Below are 25,123 nucleotides of genomic sequence, written 5' to 3'. Positions count from 1 at the left end.
CAAACTTGAACACTATCGCGGTCAGAGTTGGTTTTCGGGGCCAACGACAGCCCACACCGTCTTTCCGGAGGGCATCGGTGTGCTGCCCCAGGCTCGGGATACCGCGGCCACAATCGCCAAACCGTGCACGGCGCGCCCGTGCAGTGAATCCTCGGAACGCACCGCCGGAGCAGGGCTGTTGTCCTGGACCGCCACGCTGACCGTCGTACCGTCGCTTTCGAGCACTACCACCGGGGCACTGGCCGTGTGCTGCAGCACGTTTTCGACGAACACGTTGACGATCACGGTCGCCACCGGGATGAGGGCGGATTGCGACCAGGCGCCCAGCCACTCGGCGACAAGTTCGCGTGCCTGCCGCAGGCTTGTCGCCAACCCAGGCAACTCTGCACGAGTCCGGCGCCGGTTGAATCGATCGCTGTCAGCGGCCGCCTCCAGCGCGGCGTCGATCGTCGCATACACCGGCACATATCGCGCGACACCGCCGCGCGCGATGGTCCTGCGTCCCCGCGCATGCCCGCACACCAACATGATCGGGACATCCGGCCAGGTGCTGACATGCCAGCGTGCGCTAGTGAAAACCGACCAGGCCGACGACGCTGGGACGTCGAGCATGGTGACGTCGACGATGACAGCACGCGGCTCGTCCAGTGCGGCCTTGATGACGGTGTCGCGCAGCTTCAAGTAGGTCGAACTGTTTAACACGCCGTCAACAGTGAGCAGCCGCACCTCCGCGATCCTCGCCGCGTAGATCGTCAGCTGGCTGGTCGGCCTACTCACCAGGCGTGCCCTGTTTTCCGTAGGCCTCGGTCAGCCGGCTGCCCAGTACCGACATCGCATGCTCCGCCTCGTCGGCGAGCGCGTGGTAGCGCTCGCTCAACATCCCGGGCGTGACTTGGTCGGCCAAGCGGCGAGAAAGCTTGGCTTTCTCCTGCAGGCTGCGCACTGCGATCCACAGCGCGTCCTCGACCTCCTCGTCTCGGGCGCGCAGCAACGCGTCAGCTGTCCACGCGTGGCCGACCTGACAGCGGTAATTGCCGTCGCTGACGGCGACCAACGACCCGTTGCAGTCCGGGCAGGTATAGCCCGAAGGCGGGCCCAGCTTCTCGGTGTCGAAATCGGTTGAGAACCGTCGCGCCATCGCGATTCGGTTCTCCAGCTCCATACGCGCGTCGGGCTCCATCTCGTGTCCCTCGAATTCTCGATCTGCCAGTTGCTTGAGCAGACCTCCAACCTCGGGCGCCGACACCTCGGTGTCGATTACGCCCGCATCGATCGCGTTCTGCGGCATGGCCGAAAACAGCGCGTCGGAAGGCGATTGTGCAATCGTCGTGCCGCCCCGCGACCGGATGGCCGCCGATCCCAGCACGCCGTCGTCGAGCACACCGGAGAGCAGCACCCCGACCGCCCGCGGTCCATAACCCAGCGCCACCGACCGGAATAACGCGTTGATGGCGGGTCGGTGCCCGTTCTCGGTGGGGCCGTCCGACAGGACGATCCGGTGGTCCTTCACCAGCAGATGACGGTTCGGGATCGCGACGTGGATGGTGCCGTGCTCCAGCGGCGCGCCATGCTCGGCGGTCACGGCCGGCAGTGGACCGTTGCGGTCGATGATGCGGGCCAGGACGCTCGGTGCGCCGGCCGGCATGTGCAGGACAACCAAAACGGCACACAGCAGATCCGGCGGCAAGCCGGATGCGAACTGGGTGAGCGCCTCGACCCCGCCCGCCGATGCACCAACCGCAACTACATTGCGTGCGCTGCCTTCTTCTGCCATTGCGCTCGCCATCGCCTGGTGATTACCCACCGGTGCGTGCAGGCAACCTGTGTTCGGAACGTGCCATCAAAACTAGCTCAGATTCCGAGAGCCGAAAAGATGTGGACCGCGCTTCGCGATGGTTGCGCTCGGGCGGCTAGCCGGTTTACGGCTGGGAACCGGTGAGTTCGACACTGTCGAGTGTGAACGGCGGTGGTCCCACGCCGGCAATGGTGTGGGTGCCTTGGGGCGTTTCTTCGATGATGCGCGCCGGGGCGCTGCGCTTACCCACGCTCAGTGTCACCGCTCGCGCCTGCTTGAGAAGGTCCGTCGGCAGATTGTCGAAAAGCGTTCCCTGCCAATGGTATTGGCCGTCGATCGGCTCGACGTAGCCAGTCAGCCGGACCCGCACCTGACGAGAGGAGCCGGCGATGCTCAGCGTTGCCGGCCCGTCGTAGGTGTCGTCTTCCACACCGGCGCTTGACGACAGCTCGCACGCGGAGGTCGGGCGGTGTTGCTTTGGGGGCCGCAGGTGCACGCGTTCGTTGAACACCTGTTGAGTACTGTGGCGCACCTCGATTCGCGTGCTGGCCCTGCGTGTCATCCACTTCAGGCATCTGGTGATGTAGCGCAGTTGTGCTGCGTCATCGGGCCCGGTGATCACGAAGTAGTTGGGAAAACGGTGCACGGCAACACCGAGGTAGGGCTCCATGCCGTCGCGCCAGGCCTGCCGGATCGTCATGCCGGCAGCGCCGACCAACGTGTCATCGGCGACGTGATCGGCGAGGCAAAAACCTGTGCCGTAGATGATTGCGTCGACATCATGGTGCTCGCCGTCGCAGGTGCGGATGCCCTCGGAGGTGACGGTGTCGATGGCCGAGCGCACCAGTTCAGGCCGCCTCGGCGCAGCGGCACGCTGCATGGGCTCTGCGTGGCGACGCAGCCAGCGCTTAGCTCGTGCGGTGGGTCCGAGCAGAATCGGGATGAACCGGCGCGGCGGATAGGCGAACACCTTGACCGACGCCCCCGACGCGACGAGCCGATCGATTTCTCGGCCGGCAGTGCTGTCTGCGCCGACGACCGCGACGCGTTTGCCGGCTGGATCGAAATCGTGGTCGGGTGCCGCCGAATGAAACCACACACCTCGAAACTCGTTCGGTCCCAAGGTGTTCGGGAACCACGGCACGAACAGCCGACTGTAGGTGATCACGACGTGGGCGCGGTGGACCTCACCGCCGCTGGTGGTCACTCGCCAGGTGTCGGAGTCGTCGTCGAAGACCGAGCTGACGACTTCATTCGCCAAGCCGGTGTTGCCTGCCTCGGTTAGTGCGGTCAGTGCGAACTCTGCTGCCGCTCCCGCGCCGATGACGACGACGTCGTGCCGCGGCTCAGCGGGATCAGCCGACTGCGTCACAGAAACCCGCTGCGCCTCCACTGGCGGCGCGCGATCGGCCCCATCAAGCCGACCTCGGCCAAAAACGCCGCCAGCGGAGCAAACCCACTGATCTGAACTTCGTGCCGGTGGGCGCTGCTCAGCACCGTGCGTCGCGCCTCTCGCACGTTCAGACCCGCACGCGCATACGGGATCGGATTGCTGAACAGGTAGCGGAAGAACAGCCCGCCGAGACCGTTGATGTTGGCGATGAACCATCTGTTGAGCCGCGGCATCTCGGCCACCCGCTTGCGCAGCCCGTCACGCGCGAACTGGATGTGGCGAGCCTCTTCGGTGACGTGGATTCGCATCAGCCGCTGAACCATTGGCTGCAGCTCGGGGTCGTCCATCATCTGCCGCTGCAAGGAATCGAAGATCTCCTCGCCGATCAGCGCGGCCACCCACAGCATCGCGCCGCGAAACGCCAGCGGCAGCGCGTTGATGATGATCCGGTGGTAGAGCCGCGGGCGCACCGGCTTGGCCCCGACCCGCTCGATGGCCTTGCCGAACATGACCATGTGACGGGTTTCGTCACCGAGCTCAGTCAGCGCGTAATGCGACTCCCGGGCGGTCGGATCCTCGTGCATGAGCTTGCGCAGCAGAGCCTGGTTGAGGATGTTCTCGAACCAGATACCGGCCGAGAGCGTGTTGACGAACTCCTGGCGGGACAGTTCGATGCGCTGCGCGCGAGACATCTGGTCCCACATCGGGGTTCCGTACAAGGAGACGACCTTGGGCGGCAGGTAGAACTTGTCCGGGTCGAGCGGCGCGTCCCAGTCGATGTCGACGACCGGCGCGTAGGACTTCTTGACCGATCCCTTCAGCAAGCGCTCGGAGAACTCTTCGCGACTGGGCCCGGTCGGCTTCACCGGAGTGGTCATAGCGCCGCTCCTTCGTCGATGTCGTTGTCTCGACGGTAGGAATCATCTACCCAACATGTCAATACCCTTGGTACCGGATACCTCAGGTTCCGGCTGGCTGCTGGCGGCCCTTGTGCGCTCGCCCGATGTGTTCTTCGGCGCGCATTCGCTCGACCATGTGCGGGTAGTGCAATTCGAAGGCCGGGCGGTTCGACCGGATCCTCGGCAGTTCGGTGAAGTTGTGCCGCGGCGGCGGGCAACTGGTGGCCCACTCCAGCGAGTTGCCGTACCCCCATGGGTCGTCGACGGTGACCGGTTCTCCGTATCGGTAGCTGCGGAAGACGTTCCACACGAACGGGATCATCGAGACGCCGAGGATGAACGCCCCGACCGTGGAGACGATGTTGAGCGGCTGAAAACCGTCGCTCGGCAGGTAGTCGGCGTAGCGGCGCGGCATGCCTTGGTCACCCAACCAGTGCTGAACCAAGAACGTGGTGTGGAAACCGATGAGCGTCAGCCAGAAGTGCAGCTTGCCCAGGCGTTCGTCGAGCAGCCGGCCGGTCATCTTCGGGAACCAGAAGTAGACCCCGGCGAACGTGGAGAAGACGATCGTGCCGAACAGCACGTAGTGGAAGTGGGCGACCACGAAGTAGGTGTCGGTGACGTGGAAGTCCAGTGGCGGGCTGGCCAGGATCACACCGGTCAGACCACCCAGCAAGAAAGTTACGAGAAAGCCGATCGAGAACAGCATCGGCGTCTCAAACGTCAACTGGCCCTTCCACATGGTGCCGGTCCAGTTGAAGAACTTGATGCCCGTCGGCACCGCGATCAGGTAAGTCATGAACGAAAAGAACGGCAGCAGAACGGCTCCGGTGGCGAACATGTGGTGGGCCCACACCGCGGCGGAAAGCCCCGTGATGGCCCATGTTGCATAGACCAGCGTGGTGTAGCCGAAGACCGGTTTGCGGGAGAACACCGGCAGGATCTCGGTGACGATGCCGAAGAACGGCAGCGCGACGATGTAGACCTCGGGGTGGCCGAAGAACCAGAACAGGTGCTGCCACAAGATGGGCCCGCCGTTGGCTGCGTCGTAGACGTGGGCTCCCAGGTGCCGGTCGGCGGCGAGCCCGAACAGTGCCGCCGTCAGAATCGGGAAGGCCAGAAAGACCAGGACACTGGTCGCCACGATGTTCCAGGTGAAGATCGGCAGGCGGAACATCGTCATACCGGGCGCGCGCATGCAGATCACGGTGGTGACCATGTTGACCGCCGACAGTATCGTCCCGAAACCGGACAGGATCAGTCCCACGATCCACAGGTCGGCGCCGGCGCCTGCCGAGTGGATGGCGTCGGATAGCGGCGTATAGGCGGTCCACCCGAAGTCGGCGGGCCCGGTCGGGGTGATGAAACCGGCCAGAACGACGAGCCCGCCGAAAAGGAAGAGCCAGTAGGAAAAGGCGTTGAGCCGCGGAAAGGCGACGTCTGGTGCGCCGATCTGCAGCGGCAGCGCGACATTGGCGAAGCCGAACACGACCGGGGTCGCATACAGCAGCAACATGATCGTGCCGTGGATGGTGAACAGCTGGTTGTACTGCTCGTTGGACAAGAACTGCAGCCCCGGCGCGGCCAGTTCGGCCCGCATGAGCAGAGCCATCAGACCGGCCGTGAAGAAGAACGCGAACGCCGTGGCAAGGTACATCTGGCCGATCAGCTTGTGATCCGTCGTCGTGACGAGGTTCCAGACGAGCTGGCCGCGGGTTCGGCGAGGATGTGGATAGGGCCTATGGGCAGTCAGGGTTTGTACAGGGCCCGCTTCGGTGACCATATTTCCTCCCCTCACCAGCGCGCTGGGGAGCGACCCGCACTCGGGCCGAGATTACCCCGAAGCGATGCGCCGAAACACCGAGTCCAAACACCAGAAGGGACGACATGACCGGTCGGCATATCCACGTCATCGGCATCGGGGCCGGGGACCCCGACTACGTCACCGTCCAAGCCGTCGAGGCACTCAACGACGCCCAGGTGTTCTTCGCGATGGGCAAGGGTGAGGCCAAAAGCGATCTGGTGGCACTGCGCCGCGAGATCTGCGCGCGGTTCATCCGCGAGCCGGGCTACCGGTTTGTCGAACTAGCGGACCCGCCGCGGGCACGAAGTGCCGATTATCGAGAGGCGGTGTCGGACTGGCATGCGGCGCGCGCACGGGTCTGGGCTACCGCGATTGCTGCCGAGCTTGAACCCGGGGGCGTCGGTGCCTTCCTGGCCTGGGGCGACCCGTCGCTGTATGACAGCACGTTGCGCATCCTGGAGGCGGTGGCCGCCGAGATCGACATCAGCTATGACGTGATCCCGGGCATCACCGCGGTGCAGGCGCTGACCGCCCGCCATCGCATTCCGTTGAACGAGGTGGGCGAACCGGTTCTGATCACCACCGGCCGGCAGCTTCGCGCGCATGGGTTCTCGGGTTCGGCGGTGGTCATGCTCGACGGGGAGTGCTCGTTTCACTTGTGTGCGCCCGATACCCGGATTTGGTGGGGCGCCTACCTGGGCACCGACGACGAACTGCTGGTATCCGGCACGGTCGGCGAGGTGGGGGAGTGGATCGCCTCGCTGCGTGCCGACGCCCGCGCCCGGCACGGCTGGATCATGGACACCTATTTATTGCGCGCCGCCGATTGAGGATTGGCGGTTATGGCGACGGTTTTGGCGGTCGGTTTGACGCCGAGCCTGTAGCCGGCGTGTGGCCTAATCGGTCTTTCCTGCGCCCATTACAGGGTCGGCGAAATAGCTGCGCTGGCAGGATCTGACGCCATGGGCCCTTTTCTCCTCCGTGCCGCCTTCACCGGATTCGCGCTGTGGGTGGTCACGCTGTTTGTCCCTGGCATCAGCTTTGTCGGCGGCGACAACCGGTTGGAGAGGGTCGGCATCATCTTCGTGGTCGCGGTGATCTTTGGTCTGGTCAACGCTTTCATCAAACCGATCGTGCAAATCCTGTCGATCCCGCTCTACATCCTCACGCTGGGCCTGTTTCACGTGGTGATCAACGCGTTGATGTTGTGGATCACGGCCTGGATCACCCGCCACACGACTCATTGGGGCCTGCATATCGACCACTTCTGGTGGACCGCGATTTGGGCTGCGATCGTGTTGTCGATCGTGAGCTGGCTGTTGTCGCTGGCGGCACGCGACGTCAGCCGCGCCCGCAGGTGACGGGCACACTGGATAGGTGCCTGAACTCCCGGAAGTCGAAGCGCTGGCCGACCATCTGCGCCGCCATGCGGTCGGTATGAGGATCGGCCGCATCGACGTTGCAGCGTTTTCGGTGCTCAAGACCTTCGATCCGCCGATCACCGCGCTGCACGGCCAGACGGTCACGGGAGCCGAGCGGTGCGGCAAATACCTCGGTGTGCGGGCCGCAGAGCTGTTGTTGTTCACGCACCTGTCGCGGGCCGGCTGGCTACGGTGGTCCGACAACTTGCCGGCTGCGCCGCTGCGCCCGGGTAAAGGGCCGATCGCTTTGCGTGTCCACTTGGGCACACCGGGCCAGGCGCCCGGCTTTGATCTGACCGAGGCTGGCACGCAGAAGCGGCTGGCGGTGTGGCTGGTCGACGATGCGGCGAAGGTGCCGGGCATCGCGGCGCTGGGTCCCGATGCGCTGGAGGTCAGCCCCGACCAGCTGGCTGGTCTTTTGGCCGGGGAGAGCGGGCGGATCAAGACGGTGCTGACCGACCAGAAGGTGATCGCCGGTATCGGCAACGCCTACAGCGACGAAATCCTGCACGTCGCTCAGATTTCGCCGTTCGCCACCGCCGCGAAACTGTCGCGCGACCAGGTCGTTGCGCTGCACGACGCGATGATGTCCGTGCTCACTGACGCTGTCACTCGCTCGGTCGGTCAACAGGCCGCCACGTTGAAGGGCGAAAAGCGCTCCGGACTGCGGGTGCACGCCCGCACCGGTCTGCCCTGCCCGGTCTGCGGCGACACCGTGCGCGAGGTGTCGTTCGCCGACAAGTCGTTCCAGTACTGCCCGACCTGCCAGACCGGCGGCAAGGTGCTGGCCGACCGGCGGATGTCACGGCTGCTCAAGTAGCCTGCCCAGGTGACTCGACAGAAGATCCTCATCACCGGCGCCAGCTCGGGGCTCGGCGCCGGAATGGCGCGGCAATTCGCCGCCAAAGGCCGCGACCTGGCGCTATGCGCTCGTCGCACCGACCGGCTCGACGAGCTGAAAGACGAACTGACACAACAATATCCGGGTATCACGGTGGCAGTCGCCGAGTTGGATGTCAACGACCACGAGCAGGTGCCGAAAGTGTTCGCCGAACTTTCCGACACGCTCGGCGGACTCGACCGGATCATCGTCAACGCCGGCATCGGCAAGGGCGCGCCGTTGGGTTCGGGCAAGCTGTGGGCCAACAAAGCGACGATCGAAACCAACCTGGTGGCGGGCTTGGTGCAGATCGAAACCGCGCTGGAAATGTTCAAGCAGGCCGGGTCGGGGCATTTGGTGCTGATCTCCTCCGTGCTCGGCGCCAAGGGGGTGCCGGGCGTCAAGGCGGCGTATGCCGCCAGCAAAGCCGGTATCCGGTCGCTGGGAGAATCGCTGCGCGCCGAATACCGCAGCGGCCCGATCAAGGTGTCGGTGATCGAGCCCGGCTACATCGAGTCGGAGATGACCGCGAAATCCGCATCGACGCTGTTCATGGTAGACAACCAAACCGGTGTCAACGCGTTGGTGGGCGCCATCGAGCGTGAGCCGGGCCGCGCCGCGGTGCCGTGGTGGCCCTGGGCGCCGATGGTCCAGTTGATGAGGGTATTGCCTCCGCCGCTGATGAAATACTTCGCGTAACCCTGGCGCGAGCGGGCGTTTTTGTGCACGACGCGCCGCAGAAGTCTGTGCAAGTGCGCCCGCTCGCGAAAGGGAACTAGGCGCTGCGGCCCCTTTCGGCGCGGTAGCGGCGTACCAGCGCGTCGGTGGAGCTGTCGGACTGCTTGTCCGGTGAGGCCTCCTCGCTGATCACCGGGAGCAGCTCCTTGGCCTGCGTCTTGCCCAGCTCCACACCCCACTGGTCGAACGAGTCGATGCCCCACACCACACCCTCGGTGAACACCTGGTGCTCGTAGAGCGCGATCAGCTGCCCCAGCACCGACGGGGTTAGCCGGGTCGCCAGAATCGACGTGGTGGGCCGGTTGCCCGGCATCACCTTGTGCGGCACCACGTCTGCGGGCGTGCCCTCGGCGGCGATCTCCTCCGCGGTCTTGCCGAACGCCAGCACTTGGGTCTGGGCGAAGAAGTTGCTCATCAGCAGGTCGTGCATGCTGCCCTTGCCGTCTGCGTCCGGCAGGTCGTCGAGCGGCTGCGAAAAGCCGATGAAATCGGCCGGTATCAGCCGAGTGCCCTGATGGAGCAACTGGTAGAAGGCGTGCTGGCCGTTGGTTCCCGGCTCGCCCCAATAGATTTCACCGGTGTCCGTGGTGACGGGTGTGCCGTCGGCGCGCACCGACTTGCCGTTGGATTCCATGGTCAGCTGTTGCAGGTAGGCGGCGAAGCGCGCCATGTCGTTGGCGTAGGGCAGCACCGCTCGTGATTGTGCGCCAAAGAAATTGGAGTACCACAGCTCGATCAGGCCAAGCAGCGCAGGCGCGTTGGACTCTAGCGGCGCGGTCTTGAAGTGCTCGTCGACGATATGGAAGCCGGACAGGAAGTCCGCAAACCGTTCTCGGCCAATGGCAGCCATCACCGACAGCCCGATCGCCGAGTCCACCGAATAGCGGCCGCCGACCCAATCCCAGAAGCCGAACATGTTGGCGGTGTCGATGCCGAAATCCGCCACCCGTTCCTTGTTGGTGGAGACCGCGACGAAATGCTTGGCCACCGCGTCGTCGCCGAGCGCATCGGTCAGCCAACGTCGGGCCGCAGTCGCGTTGGTGAGTGTCTCCAGAGTCGAGAATGTCTTGGACGAGACGATGAAAAGCGTTGTGGCAGGGTCCAAGTCGGCCAGTTTCGCGGTCAAGTCGGCGGGATCGACGTTCGAGACGAACCGCGCCGAGATGCCGGCGTCGACGTAGTGGCGCAGTGCCTGATACACCATCACGGGACCCAGGTCCGAACCGCCGATTCCGATGTTGATCACGGTGCTGATCCGTTTTCCGGTGGCCCCGGTCCATTCGCCGCTGCGTAGACGATCGGTGAAATCACCCATCCTGTCCAGCACCGCGTGGACGTCCTCCACGACGTTCTGCCCGTCGACGACTAGCCCGGCATCTCGCGGCAGCCGCAGCGCGGTGTGCAGCACCGCGCGGTCCTCCGAGGTGTTGATGTGCTTACCGGCGAACATCTCGTCGCGACGCTGTTCCAGGTTGGCCGCCCTCGCCAGGTCGGTCAGCAGTGTGAGCGTCTCGCGGGTGATGCGGTGTTTGCTGTAGTCGATGTATAGATCGCCGACAGTGACAGTGAACTCGCGTCCACGGCCCGGATCGTCGGCGAACAGCTGGCGCAGGTGGGTGTCTTTGATCTCGTCGTGATGCCTGCGCAGGGCATGCCATGCCTCGGTGGCTGTGATGTCAGGAATCTGTTGGACGGAGGTCATGCTTTCCGACGATAGTCACGCCAGACAGATCAGGCCGATGAGTGGGCCCCGAGCCCCAGGTGGGTAGCCAGGCCGGGGTCGTCCATCCGCTGTGCATCCAGGGCGGAAAAATCGCCAAGGTGCCGCCGCCACCGCACGCTCGAAACCGCCAGCGCACGGTCAACACCGTCAGCGCACACTCGAAATCCTGGATGCACAACGATCCCGCGGCCTGACCGGGCGTGATCAGTGTCCGAGCCGGCCCCGGCCCATCCGCAGCAGCAGCATCGCCAGGTCCTTGCCGTCGGGACCGAGTTCGCTGTAGCGCTCGATGACCTTCATTTCGCGACTGTGTACCAGCCGGGTGCCGCCTGACGCCATCCGGCGTTTACCGATTTCTCTGGAGACCTCGGTGCGGCGTTTGACTGCGGCCAGGATCTCGGCGTCGAGGCGGTCGATCTCTTGGCGCAGCTCGTCAATGTCTGGAAGCTCTTCGGTTTCCATGGGTTTCGTCTCCGAATTCTCGTTGTGTGGGGAATCTGCTCTCATCCGGTATCGGGCCTCACACAACCGACGAGCCCCGGATCCGGACGCGAACCACGGGGCTCTGGGAAGCAGCTAAGCCACGGGCACCGCTGTGGAGTACCCGTAGAAAAATCGGTGACGCGCATGCGTCACGATCGTCGACCAAGCTGCGCTTCGAGCACGGGTCGAGTGTAGCCACTATCGGTCGCGCCAACGCAAAAACTGTCGGCCAACGGCGGTAAGTTTGGACGGATATGACCATTCGCGTGACCGACGCCCGGCCAGCCCCGGAGGCAGAGCAGCTCCTCGACGGCCTCAACCCGCAGCAGCGCCAAGCCGTGCTGCATGAGGGCTCGCCGCTGCTGATCGTCGCCGGTGCCGGCTCGGGAAAAACGGCGGTGCTGACCCGCCGCATCGCTTACCTGATGGCTGCGCGCGATGTCGGCGTCGGGCAGATATTGGCCATCACCTTCACCAACAAGGCCGCCGCGGAGATGCGCGACCGCGTGGTGCAGCTGGTCGGCCCGCGCGCCCGCAGCATGTGGGTGTCGACATTTCACTCGATGTGCGTGCGGATCCTGCGCAACCACGCCTCGCTCATTCCGGGCTTGAACTCCAATTTCTCCATCTATGACGCCGATGACTCCCGACGTCTGCTGCAGATGATCGGCAGAGACATGGGGCTCGATATCAAGCGGTACTCGCCGCGGCTGCTGGCTAACCGCATTTCCAACCTGAAGAACGAGCTGATCGACGCCGAAAAGGCCACGGCCAGTGTCTCGGAGGGCACCGACGACCTCGCCCGCACGGTTGCCGCCGTCTACGCCGAATACCAGCGTCGGCTGCGGGCGGCCAACGCGCTCGACTTCGACGACCTCATTTCGGAGACCGTCGGGATATTGCAGACTTTCCCTCAGATCGCCCAGCACTACCGGCGGCGGTTTCGGCACATCCTGGTCGACGAGTACCAGGACACCAACCACGCCCAGTACGTGCTGGTGCGGGAATTGGTCGGCCGCGACGTGGAAGACGACGTCCCTCCCGGCGAGTTGTGTGTGGTCGGTGACGCCGACCAGTCGATCTACGCGTTCCGCGGCGCCACCATCCGCAACATCGAGGACTTCGAACGCGACTACCCGGACGCCACCACGATCCTGCTGGAACAGAACTACCGCTCCACGCAAAACATTCTGTCGGCGGCCAATTCGGTGATCGCCCGCAACTCCGGGCGTCGCGACAAGCGACTGTGGACCGACGCCGGCAGTGGCGAGCTGATCGTCGGCTACGTCGCCGACAACGAACACGACGAGGCCAGGTTCGTCGCCGAGGAGATCGACGCACTCGTCGAGCGCGGCGAGATCACCTACAACGATGTGGCCGTCTTCTACCGGACCAACAACTCTTCGCGGTCGCTGGAAGAGGTCTTCATCCGCGCCGGCATCCCTTACAAAGTCGTTGGGGGAGTGCGGTTTTACGAGCGCAAAGAGATCCGCGACATCGTTGCGTACTTGCGGGTGCTGGACAACCCGGGCGACGCGGTCAGCCTGCGACGCATCCTCAACACACCGCGTCGCGGCATCGGTGATCGCGCCGAGGCCTGTGTGGCGGTGTACGCCGAGAACACCGGCGCCAGCTTCGCCGACGCCCTGCAGGCCGCCGCCGAAGGCAAAGTCCCGATGCTCAATGCCCGCGCGGAGAAGGCGATCGCGGGTTTTGTCGAGTTGCTCGACGATCTGCGCGGCCGCCTCGACGACGACCTCGGTGAGCTGGTGGAGGCGGTGCTGAACCGGACTGGTTACCGCGCCGAACTCGAAGCTTCCACCGACCCACAGGATTTGGCCCGGCTGGACAACCTCAACGAACTTGTCAGCGTCGCACACGAATTCAGCACCGACCAGGCCAACGCCGCCGCGCTCGACGAGTCGTTGCACACCCCGGAAGACGAAGACGTGCCCGACACCAGCGTGCTGGCGCAGTTCCTCGAACGGGTGTCGCTGGTCGCCGACGCTGACGAGATTCCGGAGCACAGCGCGGGCGTGGTGACGCTGATGACCTTGCACACCGCCAAGGGGCTGGAGTTCCCGGTGGTGTTCGTTACCGGTTGGGAGGACGGGATGTTCCCGCACATGCGGGCGCTGGATGATCCCGCCGAGCTCTCCGAGGAACGGCGGCTGGCCTACGTCGGCATCACCCGGGCCCGGCAACGGCTCTACGTCAGCCGCGCGAAAATCCGGTCGTCGTGGGGACAGCCGATGCTCAACCCCGAATCTCGGTTCCTGCGCGAAATCCCACAAGAGCTCATCGACTGGCGGCGCACGGATCCGACTCCGTCGTTCAGTGCACCGGTGAGCGGCGCCGGCCGCTTCGGCGCCCCACGCCCCTCTCCGGCTCGCTCAACCGCGGGAAAGCGCCCACTGCTAGTGCTTGAGCCCGGCGACCGGGTCTCCCACGACAAGTACGGGCTGGGTCGGGTGGAGGAAGTGTCCGGGGTTGGCGAATCGGCGATGTCGCTGATCGACTTCGGCAGCTCCGGGCGCGTCAAGCTGATGCACAACCACGCCCCGCTCACCAAGCTGTAACCGGGACGCCTTAGTCGACGAGCCAGCGCTTCGTCTGCGGGTGCAGCGCCAGCACCACGCTGGCGACCGGCAGTATCGGGAGCGTGTGCACGATCCAGGCCACGCGCGCACCCGCGATGAAGATGCCGCCATAGGTGAGCAACGCGACCACGGCCCCGGCGACGATCAGATAGCGGCCGAGGCTGCGACGCTGCAACAGCAGTATCACGCCCGCGACGGTTGCCAGGGCAAAGACCAAGGCCAGGAAGCCCACGGCGACGCAGAACAGCCGGTCGCTTCTCCACCAGCCGCCGATCAGGTCGGTAGCGACCACCGCGGTGGCCCAGCCGCTGACGAAGCTGACTGCAGTGGTGGCGATGGTAGTAGCGCTGCTCTGATCCCCGGCGTCAGCACCTGCTGCGCCGTAGCTCCCGCGTTGACCCGGGCGAGCGGCGCCCTGCCACGCATCCGGCCGTCGAGGAATCTGGGTGGTCTGAAGCTGGTGTGTGACCGGGGGCAGCGGTGACGTCGGGGCGCGCCGGATGATCCGCGTCCGTGGTTCCTCTTGCTGCGCTGACGCCCCAGAGTCGGCTGAGGCGTCGTCGTCGGCTGATGCAGTCGTCTCAAGGCCTTTCTGCCGTCGGTTGCGTGGGTCGCTATCCAGGTTATCCAGAAGTGCGCTGACCCAACCCACCAATGCAGCTCCGGGTGAGAGCAGAGTCCGCGACGGATCGCGGGCGAGCCGAATTGTGTTCGGTCGCTGGGTTAGCCGGCGTAGTTGCCGACGCTAAGACCCCGTTGGGCCAACCACGGCACTGGGTCGACGCGGGTGGTGCCGCCTAGCAGCACCTCGAAATGCAGGTGCGGCCCGGTGGAATCGCCGCGGTTGCCCATGGTGGCAATCTGATCGCCGGCCATCACACGCTGGCCGACGCTGACCAACGTCGTGTTGACGTGACCGTAGAGCGTGACCGTTCCGTCGGCGTGGCGCAGCTTGACCCACATTCCGTACCCGGCGGTGGGTCCGGCGTCGATGACCACTCCGTCGGACACCGCCAGGATGGGGGTGCCGATGGAGTTCGCCAGGTCGATGCCGGCGTGCAGGACGCCCCAGCGGTATCCGAAGCCCGACGTGAAGATGCCCTTGGTCGGCATGACGAACAGTGGTTGCTGCAGTCGTGCCTCGCGCTGAGCGCGTTCTTGGGCGAAGGCCACGCCTTTGGCGAGTTCCTCGTTGTGCACGACGACGTTGGCGGCCGGTCGCACGGTCACCATCTGCATCCCGCGCGCCGAGCTGCTCACGGCCCCGCCGTTGATGGACGACGCGTCAGCGGCCAGCACCGTCTCGGTCTTGGCGGTGTGGGACGGATGGGTCGCAGAGTGCGCGGCCGCGGCCGCGGCACCCGCCGCCATCGCCGAGATCAGTACCCGGCCTTTTACCGCACTGCTCGCCGGCTTGCGATGCTGGCCGCGCCGCCACGGGATCGCGGTCGTGTCGGCATCGTCATCCAGCCCGTCGAAGCCCAGATACGGGTCGTCGTCGGTGCAGCGCTCGATACCAGGATCCGGCTCGAACTCGCTCGGAGCGGCCAACCACAGCGGCGTCAGGTTGTCGGTGTCGTGCAGGTCGTCGAGTTCAGGCGCCCGCAGCACCTGCACTTCCTTGTCGAAGGCGGAGTTGTCGCTGAAGTCCAGGTCGTCGAGGCTGCCGAACTCGTTGAAGGGGATGATGTCGGTGATCTCGTTGCGATCGAGGTCTGACAAGCGGTGGGTGGATCGGCGAGAGGCTCCTGATGCAGGAGACCGGGCAAGTCGATGCTGGGTCAACCTGGAAAGTCCTCGGGTCGTAACCAAAGCGTTATCTGGACCCTGAGACGGTAACCACTTACCGAGGACAGTGGCAACCCGTGACGATGATCCGCCCGGGGATTGTGATCCGAATCACTTCACCCGTGCGGTGACCTCCACCACATCGCTGGATGCGGCGTCAGAGCTTTGCGGTCGTGTCGATACAGTTCCCCGCAGGCGTGGTTCTCAACCACAGCCGCCGAGATATAGGCCGACACATAGACAGTGAGCCCATGGATCTTTTCGAGTATCAGGCGAAGGAGTTGTTCGCCAAGCACAACGTGCCCACCACCCCGGGGCGGGTGACCGACAGCTCCGACGGCGCCAAGGCGATCGCTGAGGAAATCGGACGGCCGGTCATGGTCAAAGCGCAGGTCAAGACCGGGGGACGCGGCAAGGCCGGCGGTGTGAAATACGCCGCTACCCCTGAGGACGCCTACACGCACGCCCGCAACATTCTCGGTCTGGACATCAAGGGCCACGTTGTGAAGAAACTGCTGGTCTCCGAGGCCAGCGACATAGCCGAGGAGTACTACATCTCGTTCCTGCTCGACCGCGCCAACCGCACCTACCTGGCCATGTGCTCGGTGGAGGGCGGCATGGAGATCGAAGAGGTCGCCGCCACCAAACCGGAGCGGCTGGCCAAGGTTCCGGTCAGCGCGGTCAAGGGCGTCGACCGGGCCTTCGCGCGGTCGATCGCCGAGCAGGGTCACCTGCCGAGCGAGGTGCTCGACGCCGCCGCGGTCACCATCCACAAGCTGTGGGAGCTGTTCGTCGCCGAGGACGCCACCCTGGTAGAGGTCAACCCGCTGGTGCGCACTCCCGACGACCAGATCCTGGCGCTGGACGCCAAGATCACCCTTGACGGCAACGCCGCTTTCCGTCAGCCCGGTCACGCCGAGTTCGAAGACCGCGACGCCACCGATCCGCTGGAGCTCAAAGCCAAGGAAAACGACCTCAACTACGTCAAGCTCGACGGCCAGGTCGGCATCATCGGCAACGGCGCGGGTTTGGTGATGTCGACGCTGGACGTCGTGGCGTACGCCGGGGAAAAGCACGGCGGGGTCAAGCCGGCCAACTTTCTCGACATCGGCGGCGGCGCCTCGGCAGAAGTGATGGCCGCGGGGCTCGACGTGGTGCTGGGCGACGAGCAGGTCAAGAGCGTGTTCGTCAATGTGTTCGGCGGCATCACCGCCTGCGACGCGGTGGCCAACGGCATCGTGTCGGCGCTGCAGATGCTCGGCGACACCGCGACCAAACCGCTGGTGGTGCGGCTCGACGGCAACAACGTCGAGGAAGGCCGCCGCATCTTGGCCGAGGCGAACCACCCCCTCGTGACGGTGGTACCGACCATGGACGAGGCCGCCGACAAAGCCGCTGAGTTGGCGAGCGCCTGACGCCCAGAAAGGACTTGCGCAGATGACAATCTTTCTGACCAAGGACAACAAGGTCATCGTCCAAGGCATCACCGGGAGCGAAGCCACGGTTCACACCGCCCGGATGCTCAAGGCGGGCACCCAGATCGTCGGCGGCGTCAACGCGCGCAAGGCTGGCACCACCGTCACCCACGAGGACAAGGGCGGCAGGATCGTCGAGCTGCCGGTGTTCGGCAGCGTCGCCGAGGCGATGAAAGAGACCGGCGCCGACGTGTCGATCATCTTCGTGCCGCCCAAGTTCGCCAAGGACGCGATCATCGAGGCGGTCGACGCCGAGATCCCGTTGCTGGTGGTGATCACCGAGGGAATCCCGGTGCAGGACACCGCGTATGCGTGGGCCTACAACGTCGAGCACGGCCATAAGACCCGCATCATCGGTCCGAACTGTCCCGGCATCATCAGCCCCGGCCAGTCGCTGGTCGGGATAACCCCGGCAAACATCACGGGACCCGGCCCGATCGGTCTGGTGTCCAAGTCGGGCACGTTGACCTACCAGATGATGTACGAGCTGCGTGATCTCGGCTTTTCCACCTCGATCGGCATCGGGGGCGACCCGGTGATCGGTACCACCCACATCGACGCCATCGAAGCGTTCGAGAAGGACCCGGAGACCAAGATCATCGTGATGATCGGCGAGATCGGCGGTGACGCCGAGGAACGCGCAGCCGACTACATCAAGGCCAACGTCTCGAAGCCGGTCATCGGCTATGTCGCGGGATTCACTGCGCCGGAGGGCAAGACGATGGGTCATGCCGGGGCGATCGTGTCGGGCTCGTCGGGCACCGCCGCCGCCAAAAAGGAAGCCCTCGAGGCGGCCGGTGTCCAGGTCGGCAAGACGCCGTCGGAGACCGCTGCGCTGGCCCGGAAGACTCTGCAGAGCCTGTAGAGCCGATGAGCGTCGATCCGCACCGGACCGTCGTCGTCGGTGTCGGGCAAGCAGCCGAGCGCATCGATGACCGGTACTACCGCGCGATGTCGGCCGTGGAGTTGGCCGCCGCAGCTGCCCGGGCCGCACTAGAAGATTGCGGCGCCGATTTCGCCAAGGTGGCCGCGGCAATCGACACGGTGGCCGGTGTCCGCCAATTCGAGATCTCCGGGCCGGCTCAGCCGGTGTTGGGCAAGTCGAACAACTATCCGCGGTCGGTGGCTCAGCGCATCGGCGCCGATCCCGGCCGCGCCATCCTGGAGATCGTCGGTGGCCAGGGCCCGCAGCACCTGATCAACGAACTGGCCGCGGAGATCGCCGCGGGCCGCTGCGAGGCGGTCCTGATCTTCGGCTCGGACGCCACCTCGACCAGCCGCTACTTCGCTGAATCCGACAACCGGCCGGACTTCTCCGAGACGGTCGAGGGCTCGCTGGAAGACCGCGGCTACGGTCTGGAAGGAATCATCAGCCGCTACACGGTGATCCACGGCCTGGTGGACGCTCCGACCCAGTACGCGCTGCTGGAAAACGCCCGACGGGCCGGCACCGGTTTGAGCCCGGCCGACTACCTGCGATCGATGGGCGAGCTGTTCGCGCCGTTCACCAAGGTGGCCGCCGCCAACCCGTTCGCGGCCGCGCCCGTCGAACGCAGCGTCGAGGAGCTGATCACGGTCACCGAAAGCAACCGGATGATCTCCGACCCGTATCCCCGGCTGCTCGTCGCCCGCGACCAGGTGAACCAGGGGGCCGCCGCGCTGCTGATGTCGGTGGGAGCAGCGCAGCGGCTGGGGGTGCCGGAGGAGAACTGGGTGTATCTGCACGGCCATGCCGATCTGGCCGAGCAGAGTCTTTTGGACCGGCCCGATCTCGGACATGCCCCCTCGGCGGTGATGGCGGTGCAGGAGGCGCTCAGAGTCGCCGGCATCGGGATCGACGGCGTCGCCGCCTTCGACCTGTACAGCTGCTTTCCGGTGCCGGTGTTCAACATCTGCGACGGTATGGGCATCGCACCCGACGACCCGCGGGGGCTCACCCTGACCGGCGGGCTGCCGTTCTTCGGCGGGGCCGGCAACAACTACTCGATGCACGCCGTCGCGGAGACAGTCATCCGAATGCGGAGCGCGCCAGGCCAATTCGGCCTCGTCGGCGCGAACGGCGGCATCATGAGCAAGTACTCGGTCGGCGTCTACTCGACGACGCCGGTGGAGTGGAAACCCGATCGCAGTGCCGAGCTGCAGACGCAGATCGCCGCGGCGCCCACCGTGGCTGTCACCGAACACGCCGACGGTCCGGCCACCATCGAGACCTACACCGTCCGCCGGGACAACGGGCGTCTGACCGGGATCATCATCGGTCGGCTCGACGCCGACAACAGCCGGTTCCTTGCGACCACCGAGGACGACGAGCTGATTGCGCTGCTCACCGACGGCGATCCGCTCGGGCAGCCGGTCTCCGTGCGCTCCTTCGACTACGGCAACCGCTGCAGTCTCTAGGCCGAACAGACGCAAAAGCGCCCTTTTTCGTGCCGAAATGGGGGCTTTTGCGTCTGCTCGCGCATCAAACGCACGCGGCGAGCTTGCCCGCTAGCCGCTCGACGTAGGCGGCGATCTCCTCCTCGGAGCGGTCGGGTAACCCGAAAAGCACCTCGGTCACGCCCAATTCGGCCCAGTGCGCCAGCTTCTCCGGCACCGGTTTGAAATCCAGGGCGACTATCTGCGGCGCACCCTGGCGGCCCGCGCTCGCCCAGACGTCTAGCAGCAGCTTCACCGGTTCGTCGATGTCGAAATCGCGGGGAGTGGTGATCCAGCCGTCGGCGCTGCGGGCAATCCACTTGAAGTTCTTCTCGGTGCCGGCAGCCCCCACCAACACCGGAATGTGCTTTTGCGCAGGCTTCGGCCAAGCCCAGCTCGGCCCGAAGTTGACGAATTCGCCCTGGTAGGCAGCTTCTTCTTCAGTCCACAACGCCCGCATCGCCTCGATGTATTCGCGCAGCATCGTGCGCCGCCGCCCTGATGGCACTCCGTGGTCGGCGAGTTCGTCGGTGTTCCAGCCGAACCCGATACCAAGGCTCACCCGGCCGCCCGACAGGTGGTCGAGTGTGGCAATGGACTTCGCGAGCGTAATCGGGTCGTGCTCGACAGGCAGGGCCACCGCGGTGGACAAGCGCACCCGTGAGGTGACCGCGCACGCCGTGCCAAGGCTCACCCATGGGTCGAGGGTGCGCATGTAGCGGTCGTCGGGAAGCGACGCGTCGCCGGTCGTCGGGTGTGCGGCCTGCCGCTTGACCGGGATGTGGGTGTGCTCGGGCACGTAGAAGGTGCGAAAGCCGTGGTCCTCGGCGAGCCGAGCGGCTGCCGCCGGCGTGATGCCACGGTCGCTGGTGAAAAGCACAAGCCCGTAATCCATGTCGAGAATTAGAACGTGTTTCACCTTCAGTGGGCAAGCGGGGGCGTGATTCGCCGGGCGGGCCGCGCGCCACGGTGACACGCCGATCGCCCCGACACCCCCGCTGCAACGTGCGCTAGCGTGGATGGTCGAATCGCGTCGCAACGCCTGCGCTGGCAAGTCAGGGCGTTCATGGAGCGGTCCACGCAGCGTCGCGCACCAGCGGCGCCTGGCGAATAGAGCGTCGCAACACCGTGGCGCCCCAACGGCACTGGAAGCACAGGAGAAGCAATGACCTACTCGCCCGGTCCCGGATATCAGCCCGCGCAGTCGCCCGGCTCCTACGGAGGCTCTAGCCCGTCGTTCGCCAAATCCGATGACACCGCCAGCAAGCTGCCGTTCTACTTGATCATCGCGGTCGCGTTTCTCGGTCTGGCCGCCTACCTGGCGAGTTTCGGTCCCATGTTGACCATCAACGCCGATGTCGGCCCGGCCGGAGGCGAGATCTCAAGCGGCGGCGGAAGCGTCGGCGTCGCCGCGGCATTGCTGGCCGGGCTGCTGGCCGCGGTGAGTTTGCTGCCGAAAGCCAAGAGCTACCACGCGATCGTCGCGGCAATAGCGGTGTTAGCCGCGTTGGTGGTGATACAAGAGACGCTCAGCAAGCCCAGCGGCTTCTCCATCCGCTGGGGCCTGTGGCTTGTGTTGGCATTCGCTGTGTTGCAGGCCATTGCCGCCGTCGCCGCGCTTTTGTTGGACGCCGGTGTCGTCACCCCGCCGGCGCCGCGCCCCAAATACGACCAGTACGCGCAGTACGGGCAGTACGGGCAGCCCGGCGGTTACTACGGCCAGCCCGGGGGTCAGCAGCACAGCCCCTTCCAGCAACACGGTCCTTCCGGCTACGGGTCGCAGTTCGGCGGTTATTCCGGCCCGTCCACCGGCGGCTTCGGTGCTGTCGGTCACCAGCAGGGTTCGCAACAAGGCTCGCAGTCGGGCCCGCAGACCGGCCCGCAACAACAGTCGTCGCAGCAGGGTCCGCCAACCCCGCCGACCGGCTTCCCCAGCTACGGCCCGCCGCCGTCATCCGGGTCGGGTCAGGGCTCTTCAGGGAGCGGCCAGGGGAACTCCGGAAATCACGGGGCCTCCGGGCAGGGCCAGCAGCACAGCCAGGGCCAGCAGCCGCAGTCACCGTCCTCCCCCTCAGGCCCACCACCGTCCTAACCGGGCGCTTCCGCGCCTAGCCAGCCACGTGCGCAAAGACTGACGCAGGTGCAAGACAGTCGAGCAGCGGGCGCACACCAGGCACGTGACCTTTTACGGGTCGCGTTCGGACCGGCTCTGGTGGCGTTGGTCGTCATCGCCGCGGTCACCTTGCTGCAGTTGCTGATCGCCAACAGCGACATGACCGGCGCGCTGGGCGCCATCGCCAGCATGTGGCTCGGCGTGCATGATGTGCCGATCTCGATCGGTGGTCGCCAGCTGGGCGTCATGCCGCTACTTCCGGTGCTGCTGATGGTGTGGGGGACCGCGCGGACCACCGCACTGGCCACCCCGGCGACGGCGTCGTGGTTCGTCATCCGCTGGATTGCGGCGTCGGCGCTGGGAGGACCGTTGCTTTTTGCGGCCATTTCTTTGGCCGTCATCCACGATGCAGGGTCGGTGCTCACCGAGCTGCAAACGCCCAACGCATTGCGCGCATTCGCCAGTGTGGTTGTGGTGCATGCCGTCGGCGCCGCGATCGGGGTGGGATCACGGGTCGGGCCTCGGGCGCTCGCGGCCTCCCCACTGCCGGACTGGGTGGGCGGGTCACTTCGCGCCGCAGCTGCGGGCGTGTTCGCGCTGTTCGGGCTGTCCGGGCTGGTCACTGCGGCATCACTGGTCGTGCATTGGGCCACGATGCATGAGCTCTACGCGATCACCGGTTCGGTGTTCGGCCAGCTGAGTCTGACGGTGCTGTCCGTGCTGTATGCGCCGAACGTCATCGTCGGTACGGCTGCGGTCGCGGTGGGGTCCAGTTCGCACGTGGGATTCGCGACGTTCAGTTCGTTCACTGTCTTCGGCGGCGACATCCCCGCTTTGCCGGTCCTGGCCGCGGCACCGTCGCCGCCGCTAAGCCCGGTGTGGGTTGCGCTGCTGATCGTCGGCGCGTCGTCGGGTGTGGCGCTCGGGCAGCAATGCGCGCGTCGGGCACTGCCGCTCGTTTCGGCGATAGCCAAGGTGCTGGTGGCCGCGGCTTTGGCGGCGTTGACGATGGCGCTGCTCGGGTACGCCGCCGGCGGACGGCTGGGTAACTTCGGCGACGTCGGCGTCGATCAAGGCACGTTCGGGATCGCGGCGTTCCTGTGGTTCTCGGTCGTCGGCGCGATCACCGCGGTGATGGCAAACGGAGTCAAGCGCGGTCCCAAAAGGCCTAAGCCAGCGCCAAGTCCGCAACCGGCCGAGGAAGTCGGCGTCGAACCAGCCGCAGCAGAGCAACCGGAGTTCGAAGACGTCCCCGACACTGCCGACGACGCCGGACTGGTTTCAGCCGACGGCGCAGACGACGATATCGGCATCGCAACCGCCGACCAGCCGCCGAAGAATTCAGATTAGGCTCGCCGTGTGCAGCAACCCCTCCGCGTGCCCCCGAGCGCACCGGCACGGCTGGTGGTGTTGGCGTCGGGTACCGGCACGCTGCTCGCATCTCTGCTAGAAGCGGCCGTCGGCGACTACCCCGGCCGGGTGGTCGCAGTCGGCGCGGACCGCGATTGCCGGGCCCTCGAAATTGCCAATGATGCGTCGCTGCCCACCTTCATCGTCAGGCCCGCCGACCACCCGGACCGCGAGGCGTGGGATGCCGCCATCACTGCTGCCACCACAGCGCACGCGCCGGACCTGATCATCTCCGCCGGCTTCATGAGAATCCTTGGGCGGCAGTTTCTCTCACGTTTCTCGGGGCGTATCGTCAACAGCCATCCAGCGCTGCTGCCGGCTTTCCCGGGTGCGCATGCGGTGGCAGACGCGCTGGCCCACGGGGTGAAAGTCACCGGCTGCACGGTCCACCTGATCGACGCCGGCACCGATACCGGACCGATCCTGGCCCAACAAGCCGTCCCGGTGCTCGAAGGTGACGACGAAGCGATCTTGCATGAACGCATCAAGGTGGTGGAACGACGACTGTTGGCCGATGTGGTGGCTGCGGTGGCCACCGGCGGCGTGACGTGGAGCGGACGAAAGGCGACCATAGGATGAGCATCGACGACGGGCAGGGTTCGCAGAAAAGGCCGATCCGCCGCGCGTTGATCAGTGTCTACGACAAGACCGGGCTGGTCGAGCTCGCCCGCGGCCTGCATGCCGCCGGCGTCGATATCGTGTCCACCGGCTCGACTGCGAAAACCATTGCAAACCAAGGCGTCCGGGTCACACCTGTGGAAGAGGTGACCGGTTTTCCCGAGGTGCTCGACGGCCGAGTCAAGACGCTGCACCCACGGGTGCATGCCGGGCTGTTGGCGGATCTGCGCAAAGCGGAGCATGCCGCGGCACTTGATGAGTTGGGCATCGCAGCATTCGAGCTCGTCGTGGTCAACCTGTATCCGTTCACCGAGACCGTCAACTCCGGCGCGGTAGTCGACGAGTGCGTCGAGCAGATTGACATCGGCGGACCGTCGATGGTGCGTGCCGCTGCCAAGAACCATCCCAGCGTGGCGGTGGTCGTCGACCCGTCCGGGTATGAGGGTGTGCTGGCCGCAGTCCGCGATGGGGGATTCACGCTGGCCGAGCGAAAGCGCCTGGCAGCCCTGGCCTTTCGGCACACTGCCGAATACGACGTCGCCGTCGCCACCTGGATGGACTCCGTGCTTGCGCCCGAACAGTCGGGTGTCACGTTCCCGGAGTGGTTCGCCGGGACGTGGCGACGGTCAGCGCTGCTGCGCTACGGCGAAAACCCGCACCAAGAGGCGGCGCTCTACCGCGACGACCGCGCCTGGCCGGGGCTCGCGCAGGCTGAGCAGCTGCACGGAAAAGAGATGTCCTACAACAACTTCACTGACGCCGATGCCGCCTGGCGAGCAGCGTTCGACCACGAGCAGACCTGCGTGGCGATCATCAAGCATGCCAACCCGTGCGGCATCGCCGTCTCGTCGGTCTCGGTAGCCGATGCGCACCGCAAGGCGCACGAGTGCGATCCGCTCAGCGCGTTCGGTGGCGTGATCGCCGCCAATACCGAAGTCAGCGTCGAGATGGCCGAGTACGTGAACACCATCTTCACCGAGGTGATCGTGGCGCCCGCCTACGCGCCCGGCGCGGTCGATGTGCTGGCGCGCAAGAAGAACATCCGGATACTGGTCGCTTCTGAGCCGCCGCGCGGCGGCACCGAGCTGCGCCAGGTCAGCGGTGGGCTGCTGATGCAGCAACGCGACCGCCTCGACGCGTCCGGCGACAACCCGGACAACTGGAGGTTGGCGGCGGGCTCAGCGGCCGACCCGCAGAGGTTGGCCGATTTGGTGTTCGCCTGGCGCGCTTGCCGCGCGGTCAAGTCCAATGCGATCGTGATCGCCGTCGACGGGGCCACGGTCGGTGTCGGCATGGGGCAAGTCAATCGGGTGGACGCGGCGCGGCTGGCCGTCGAACGTGGCGGTGACCGGGTACGCGGAGCGGTCGCGGCTTCCGACGCGTTCTTCCCGTTCCCGGACGGACTCGAGACGTTGGCAGCCGCGGGAGTGACCGCGATCGCGCACCCGGGCGGCTCGGTGCGCGACGACGAGGTGACCGCTGCTGCCGCCAAAGCCGGTGTGACCTTGTACCTGACCGGCGCTCGGCATTTCTCTCACTAAGGCGCCGAACGTCGCCGGTAACCCAGG

23 protein-coding genes and 1 pseudogene are annotated in these 25,123 nt (G+C 65.7%); 14 read left to right on the top strand and 10 right to left on the bottom strand.

Features of this window, described 5'->3' with window-relative positions:
• Nucleotides 1–21 precede the first annotated feature (21 nt).
• From G6N15_RS04005 to ctaD, 5 genes are all read right to left on the bottom strand, one after another.
• A complete protein-coding gene (locus G6N15_RS04005; RefSeq protein ID WP_372506502.1) occupies nt 22–780 on the bottom strand; it encodes an STAS domain-containing protein in 759 nt (252 codons plus the stop codon).
• Entirely contained in the window at nt 770–1,786 is a 1,017-nt protein-coding gene (locus G6N15_RS04000; protein ID WP_083087187.1) for a chemotaxis protein CheB, read from the bottom strand. Before G6N15_RS04000 ends, G6N15_RS04005 begins: the two co-directional genes overlap by 11 nt.
• Before the next feature lie 133 nt (nt 1,787–1,919).
• On the bottom strand, nt 1,920–2,939 hold the full coding sequence (locus tag G6N15_RS03995; RefSeq protein WP_232070409.1) for a DUF4873 domain-containing protein: 1,020 nt from the start codon (nt 2,937–2,939) through the stop codon (nt 1,920–1,922).
• Nucleotides 2,940–3,163: 224 nt separating this feature from the next.
• Nucleotides 3,164–4,066 carry an AurF N-oxygenase family protein gene (locus tag G6N15_RS03990; RefSeq protein ID WP_083087188.1) on the bottom strand — a complete coding sequence of 301 codons (903 nt, stop codon included), beginning with the start codon at nt 4,064–4,066 and terminating at the stop codon, nt 3,164–3,166.
• Nucleotides 4,067–4,148: 82 nt separating this feature from the next.
• Nucleotides 4,149–5,870: an aa3-type cytochrome oxidase subunit I gene (ctaD, locus tag G6N15_RS03985; RefSeq protein WP_083087189.1), complete on the bottom strand. Its 1,722-nt coding sequence runs from the start codon at nt 5,868–5,870 to the stop codon at nt 4,149–4,151.
• Between the two features lie 104 nt (nt 5,871–5,974).
• On the opposite strand from ctaD, the gene cobF reads away from it, so the two are divergent.
• The 5 genes and pseudogenes from cobF (at nt 5,975) to G6N15_RS03965 (ending at nt 8,891) form a co-directional block, all read left to right on the top strand.
• Entirely contained in the window at nt 5,975–6,721 is a 747-nt protein-coding gene (gene cobF, locus G6N15_RS03980) for a precorrin-6A synthase (deacetylating) (protein ID WP_083087190.1), read from the top strand.
• Nucleotides 6,722–6,853: 132 nt separating this feature from the next.
• Complete coding sequence (locus tag G6N15_RS03975; protein WP_083087191.1) at nt 6,854–7,252, top strand: phage holin family protein; 399 nt, start codon at nt 6,854–6,856, stop codon at nt 7,250–7,252.
• A gap of 16 nt (nt 7,253–7,268) precedes the next feature.
• Nucleotides 7,269–7,508 (top strand): annotated as a pseudogene (locus G6N15_RS23500) (DNA-formamidopyrimidine glycosylase family protein); the annotation flags it as partial.
• A gap of 156 nt (nt 7,509–7,664) precedes the next feature.
• Nucleotides 7,665–8,132: a zinc finger domain-containing protein gene (locus G6N15_RS23070; protein WP_232070408.1), complete on the top strand. Its 468-nt coding sequence runs from the start codon at nt 7,665–7,667 to the stop codon at nt 8,130–8,132.
• A 9-nt stretch (nt 8,133–8,141) separates the two neighbouring features.
• On the top strand, nt 8,142–8,891 hold the full coding sequence (locus tag G6N15_RS03965) for an SDR family oxidoreductase (protein WP_083087193.1): 750 nt from the start codon (nt 8,142–8,144) through the stop codon (nt 8,889–8,891).
• Nucleotides 8,892–8,967: 76 nt separating this feature from the next.
• On the opposite strand, the gene pgi is transcribed toward G6N15_RS03965, so the two are convergent.
• Nucleotides 8,968–10,632 (bottom strand): glucose-6-phosphate isomerase, encoded by a 1,665-nt coding sequence (gene pgi, locus G6N15_RS03960; protein WP_083087194.1) that lies wholly within the window; start codon nt 10,630–10,632, stop codon nt 8,968–8,970.
• Between the two features lie 41 nt (nt 10,633–10,673).
• On the opposite strand from pgi, the gene G6N15_RS03955 reads away from it, so the two are divergent.
• Entirely contained in the window at nt 10,674–10,847 is a 174-nt protein-coding gene (locus G6N15_RS03955; protein WP_163747934.1) for a hypothetical protein, read from the top strand.
• A gap of 10 nt (nt 10,848–10,857) precedes the next feature.
• Here the strand turns inward: G6N15_RS03955 and G6N15_RS03950 are convergent, their stop codons facing one another.
• Nucleotides 10,858–11,160 carry a chorismate mutase gene (locus G6N15_RS03950; protein ID WP_083087195.1) on the bottom strand — a complete coding sequence of 101 codons (303 nt, stop codon included), beginning with the start codon at nt 11,158–11,160 and terminating at the stop codon, nt 10,858–10,860.
• 230 nt (nt 11,161–11,390) lie between these two features.
• On the opposite strand from G6N15_RS03950, the gene pcrA reads away from it, so the two are divergent.
• Nucleotides 11,391–13,715: a DNA helicase PcrA gene (gene pcrA, locus G6N15_RS03945; RefSeq protein ID WP_083087196.1), complete on the top strand. Its 2,325-nt coding sequence runs from the start codon at nt 11,391–11,393 to the stop codon at nt 13,713–13,715.
• A gap of 10 nt (nt 13,716–13,725) precedes the next feature.
• On the opposite strand, the gene G6N15_RS03940 is transcribed toward pcrA, so the two are convergent.
• Together G6N15_RS03940 and G6N15_RS03935 are read right to left on the bottom strand one after the other, a co-directional pair.
• Nucleotides 13,726–14,241: a hypothetical protein gene (locus G6N15_RS03940; RefSeq protein ID WP_232070407.1), complete on the bottom strand. Its 516-nt coding sequence runs from the start codon at nt 14,239–14,241 to the stop codon at nt 13,726–13,728.
• Between the two features lie 218 nt (nt 14,242–14,459).
• Entirely contained in the window at nt 14,460–15,521 is a 1,062-nt protein-coding gene (locus G6N15_RS03935) for a M23 family metallopeptidase (protein WP_083087197.1), read from the bottom strand.
• Between the two features lie 254 nt (nt 15,522–15,775).
• Between G6N15_RS03935 and sucC the strand changes: the two genes are divergently transcribed.
• Genes sucC through G6N15_RS03920 form a run of 3 tightly spaced genes read left to right on the top strand, consistent with a single transcriptional unit; the run spans nt 15,776 to nt 19,396 of the window.
• A complete protein-coding gene (gene sucC / locus G6N15_RS03930) occupies nt 15,776–16,939 on the top strand; it encodes an ADP-forming succinate--CoA ligase subunit beta (RefSeq protein WP_083087198.1) in 1,164 nt (387 codons plus the stop codon).
• Nucleotides 16,940–16,961: 22 nt separating this feature from the next.
• Entirely contained in the window at nt 16,962–17,864 is a 903-nt protein-coding gene (gene sucD, locus G6N15_RS03925; RefSeq protein WP_083087199.1) for a succinate--CoA ligase subunit alpha, read from the top strand.
• A gap of 5 nt (nt 17,865–17,869) precedes the next feature.
• The gene (locus tag G6N15_RS03920) at nt 17,870–19,396 is read left to right on the top strand and encodes an acetyl-CoA acetyltransferase (RefSeq protein WP_083087200.1); all 1,527 of its coding nucleotides are present in this window, start codon (nt 17,870–17,872) and stop codon (nt 19,394–19,396) included.
• A gap of 64 nt (nt 19,397–19,460) precedes the next feature.
• Here the strand turns inward: G6N15_RS03920 and G6N15_RS03915 are convergent, their stop codons facing one another.
• Nucleotides 19,461–20,309 (bottom strand): LLM class F420-dependent oxidoreductase, encoded by an 849-nt coding sequence (locus G6N15_RS03915; protein ID WP_083087201.1) that lies wholly within the window; start codon nt 20,307–20,309, stop codon nt 19,461–19,463.
• A 270-nt stretch (nt 20,310–20,579) separates the two neighbouring features.
• On the opposite strand from G6N15_RS03915, the gene G6N15_RS03910 reads away from it, so the two are divergent.
• The 4 genes from G6N15_RS03910 to purH are packed head-to-tail and all read left to right on the top strand — an operon-like array spanning nt 20,580 to nt 25,096.
• Nucleotides 20,580–21,506 (top strand): DUF5336 domain-containing protein, encoded by a 927-nt coding sequence (locus G6N15_RS03910; RefSeq protein ID WP_083087202.1) that lies wholly within the window; start codon nt 20,580–20,582, stop codon nt 21,504–21,506.
• A 48-nt stretch (nt 21,507–21,554) separates the two neighbouring features.
• A complete protein-coding gene (locus G6N15_RS03905) occupies nt 21,555–22,877 on the top strand; it encodes a cell division protein PerM (protein ID WP_083087203.1) in 1,323 nt (440 codons plus the stop codon).
• Between the two features lie 9 nt (nt 22,878–22,886).
• Nucleotides 22,887–23,516, top strand: coding sequence for a phosphoribosylglycinamide formyltransferase (gene purN, locus G6N15_RS03900; protein ID WP_083087204.1), 630 nt, complete (start codon nt 22,887–22,889; stop codon nt 23,514–23,516).
• Nucleotides 23,513–25,096 (top strand): bifunctional phosphoribosylaminoimidazolecarboxamide formyltransferase/IMP cyclohydrolase, encoded by a 1,584-nt coding sequence (purH, locus tag G6N15_RS03895; protein WP_083087205.1) that lies wholly within the window; start codon nt 23,513–23,515, stop codon nt 25,094–25,096. The genes purN and purH overlap by 4 nt, the downstream gene beginning before the upstream one ends.
• Nucleotides 25,097–25,123 lie beyond the last annotated feature (27 nt).

It is taken from the genome of Mycobacterium noviomagense, assembly GCF_010731635.1.
In the GTDB taxonomy this organism is placed as follows: domain Bacteria; phylum Actinomycetota; class Actinomycetes; order Mycobacteriales; family Mycobacteriaceae; genus Mycobacterium; species Mycobacterium noviomagense.
This window is presented reverse-complemented; position numbering and strand designations above follow the sequence as displayed.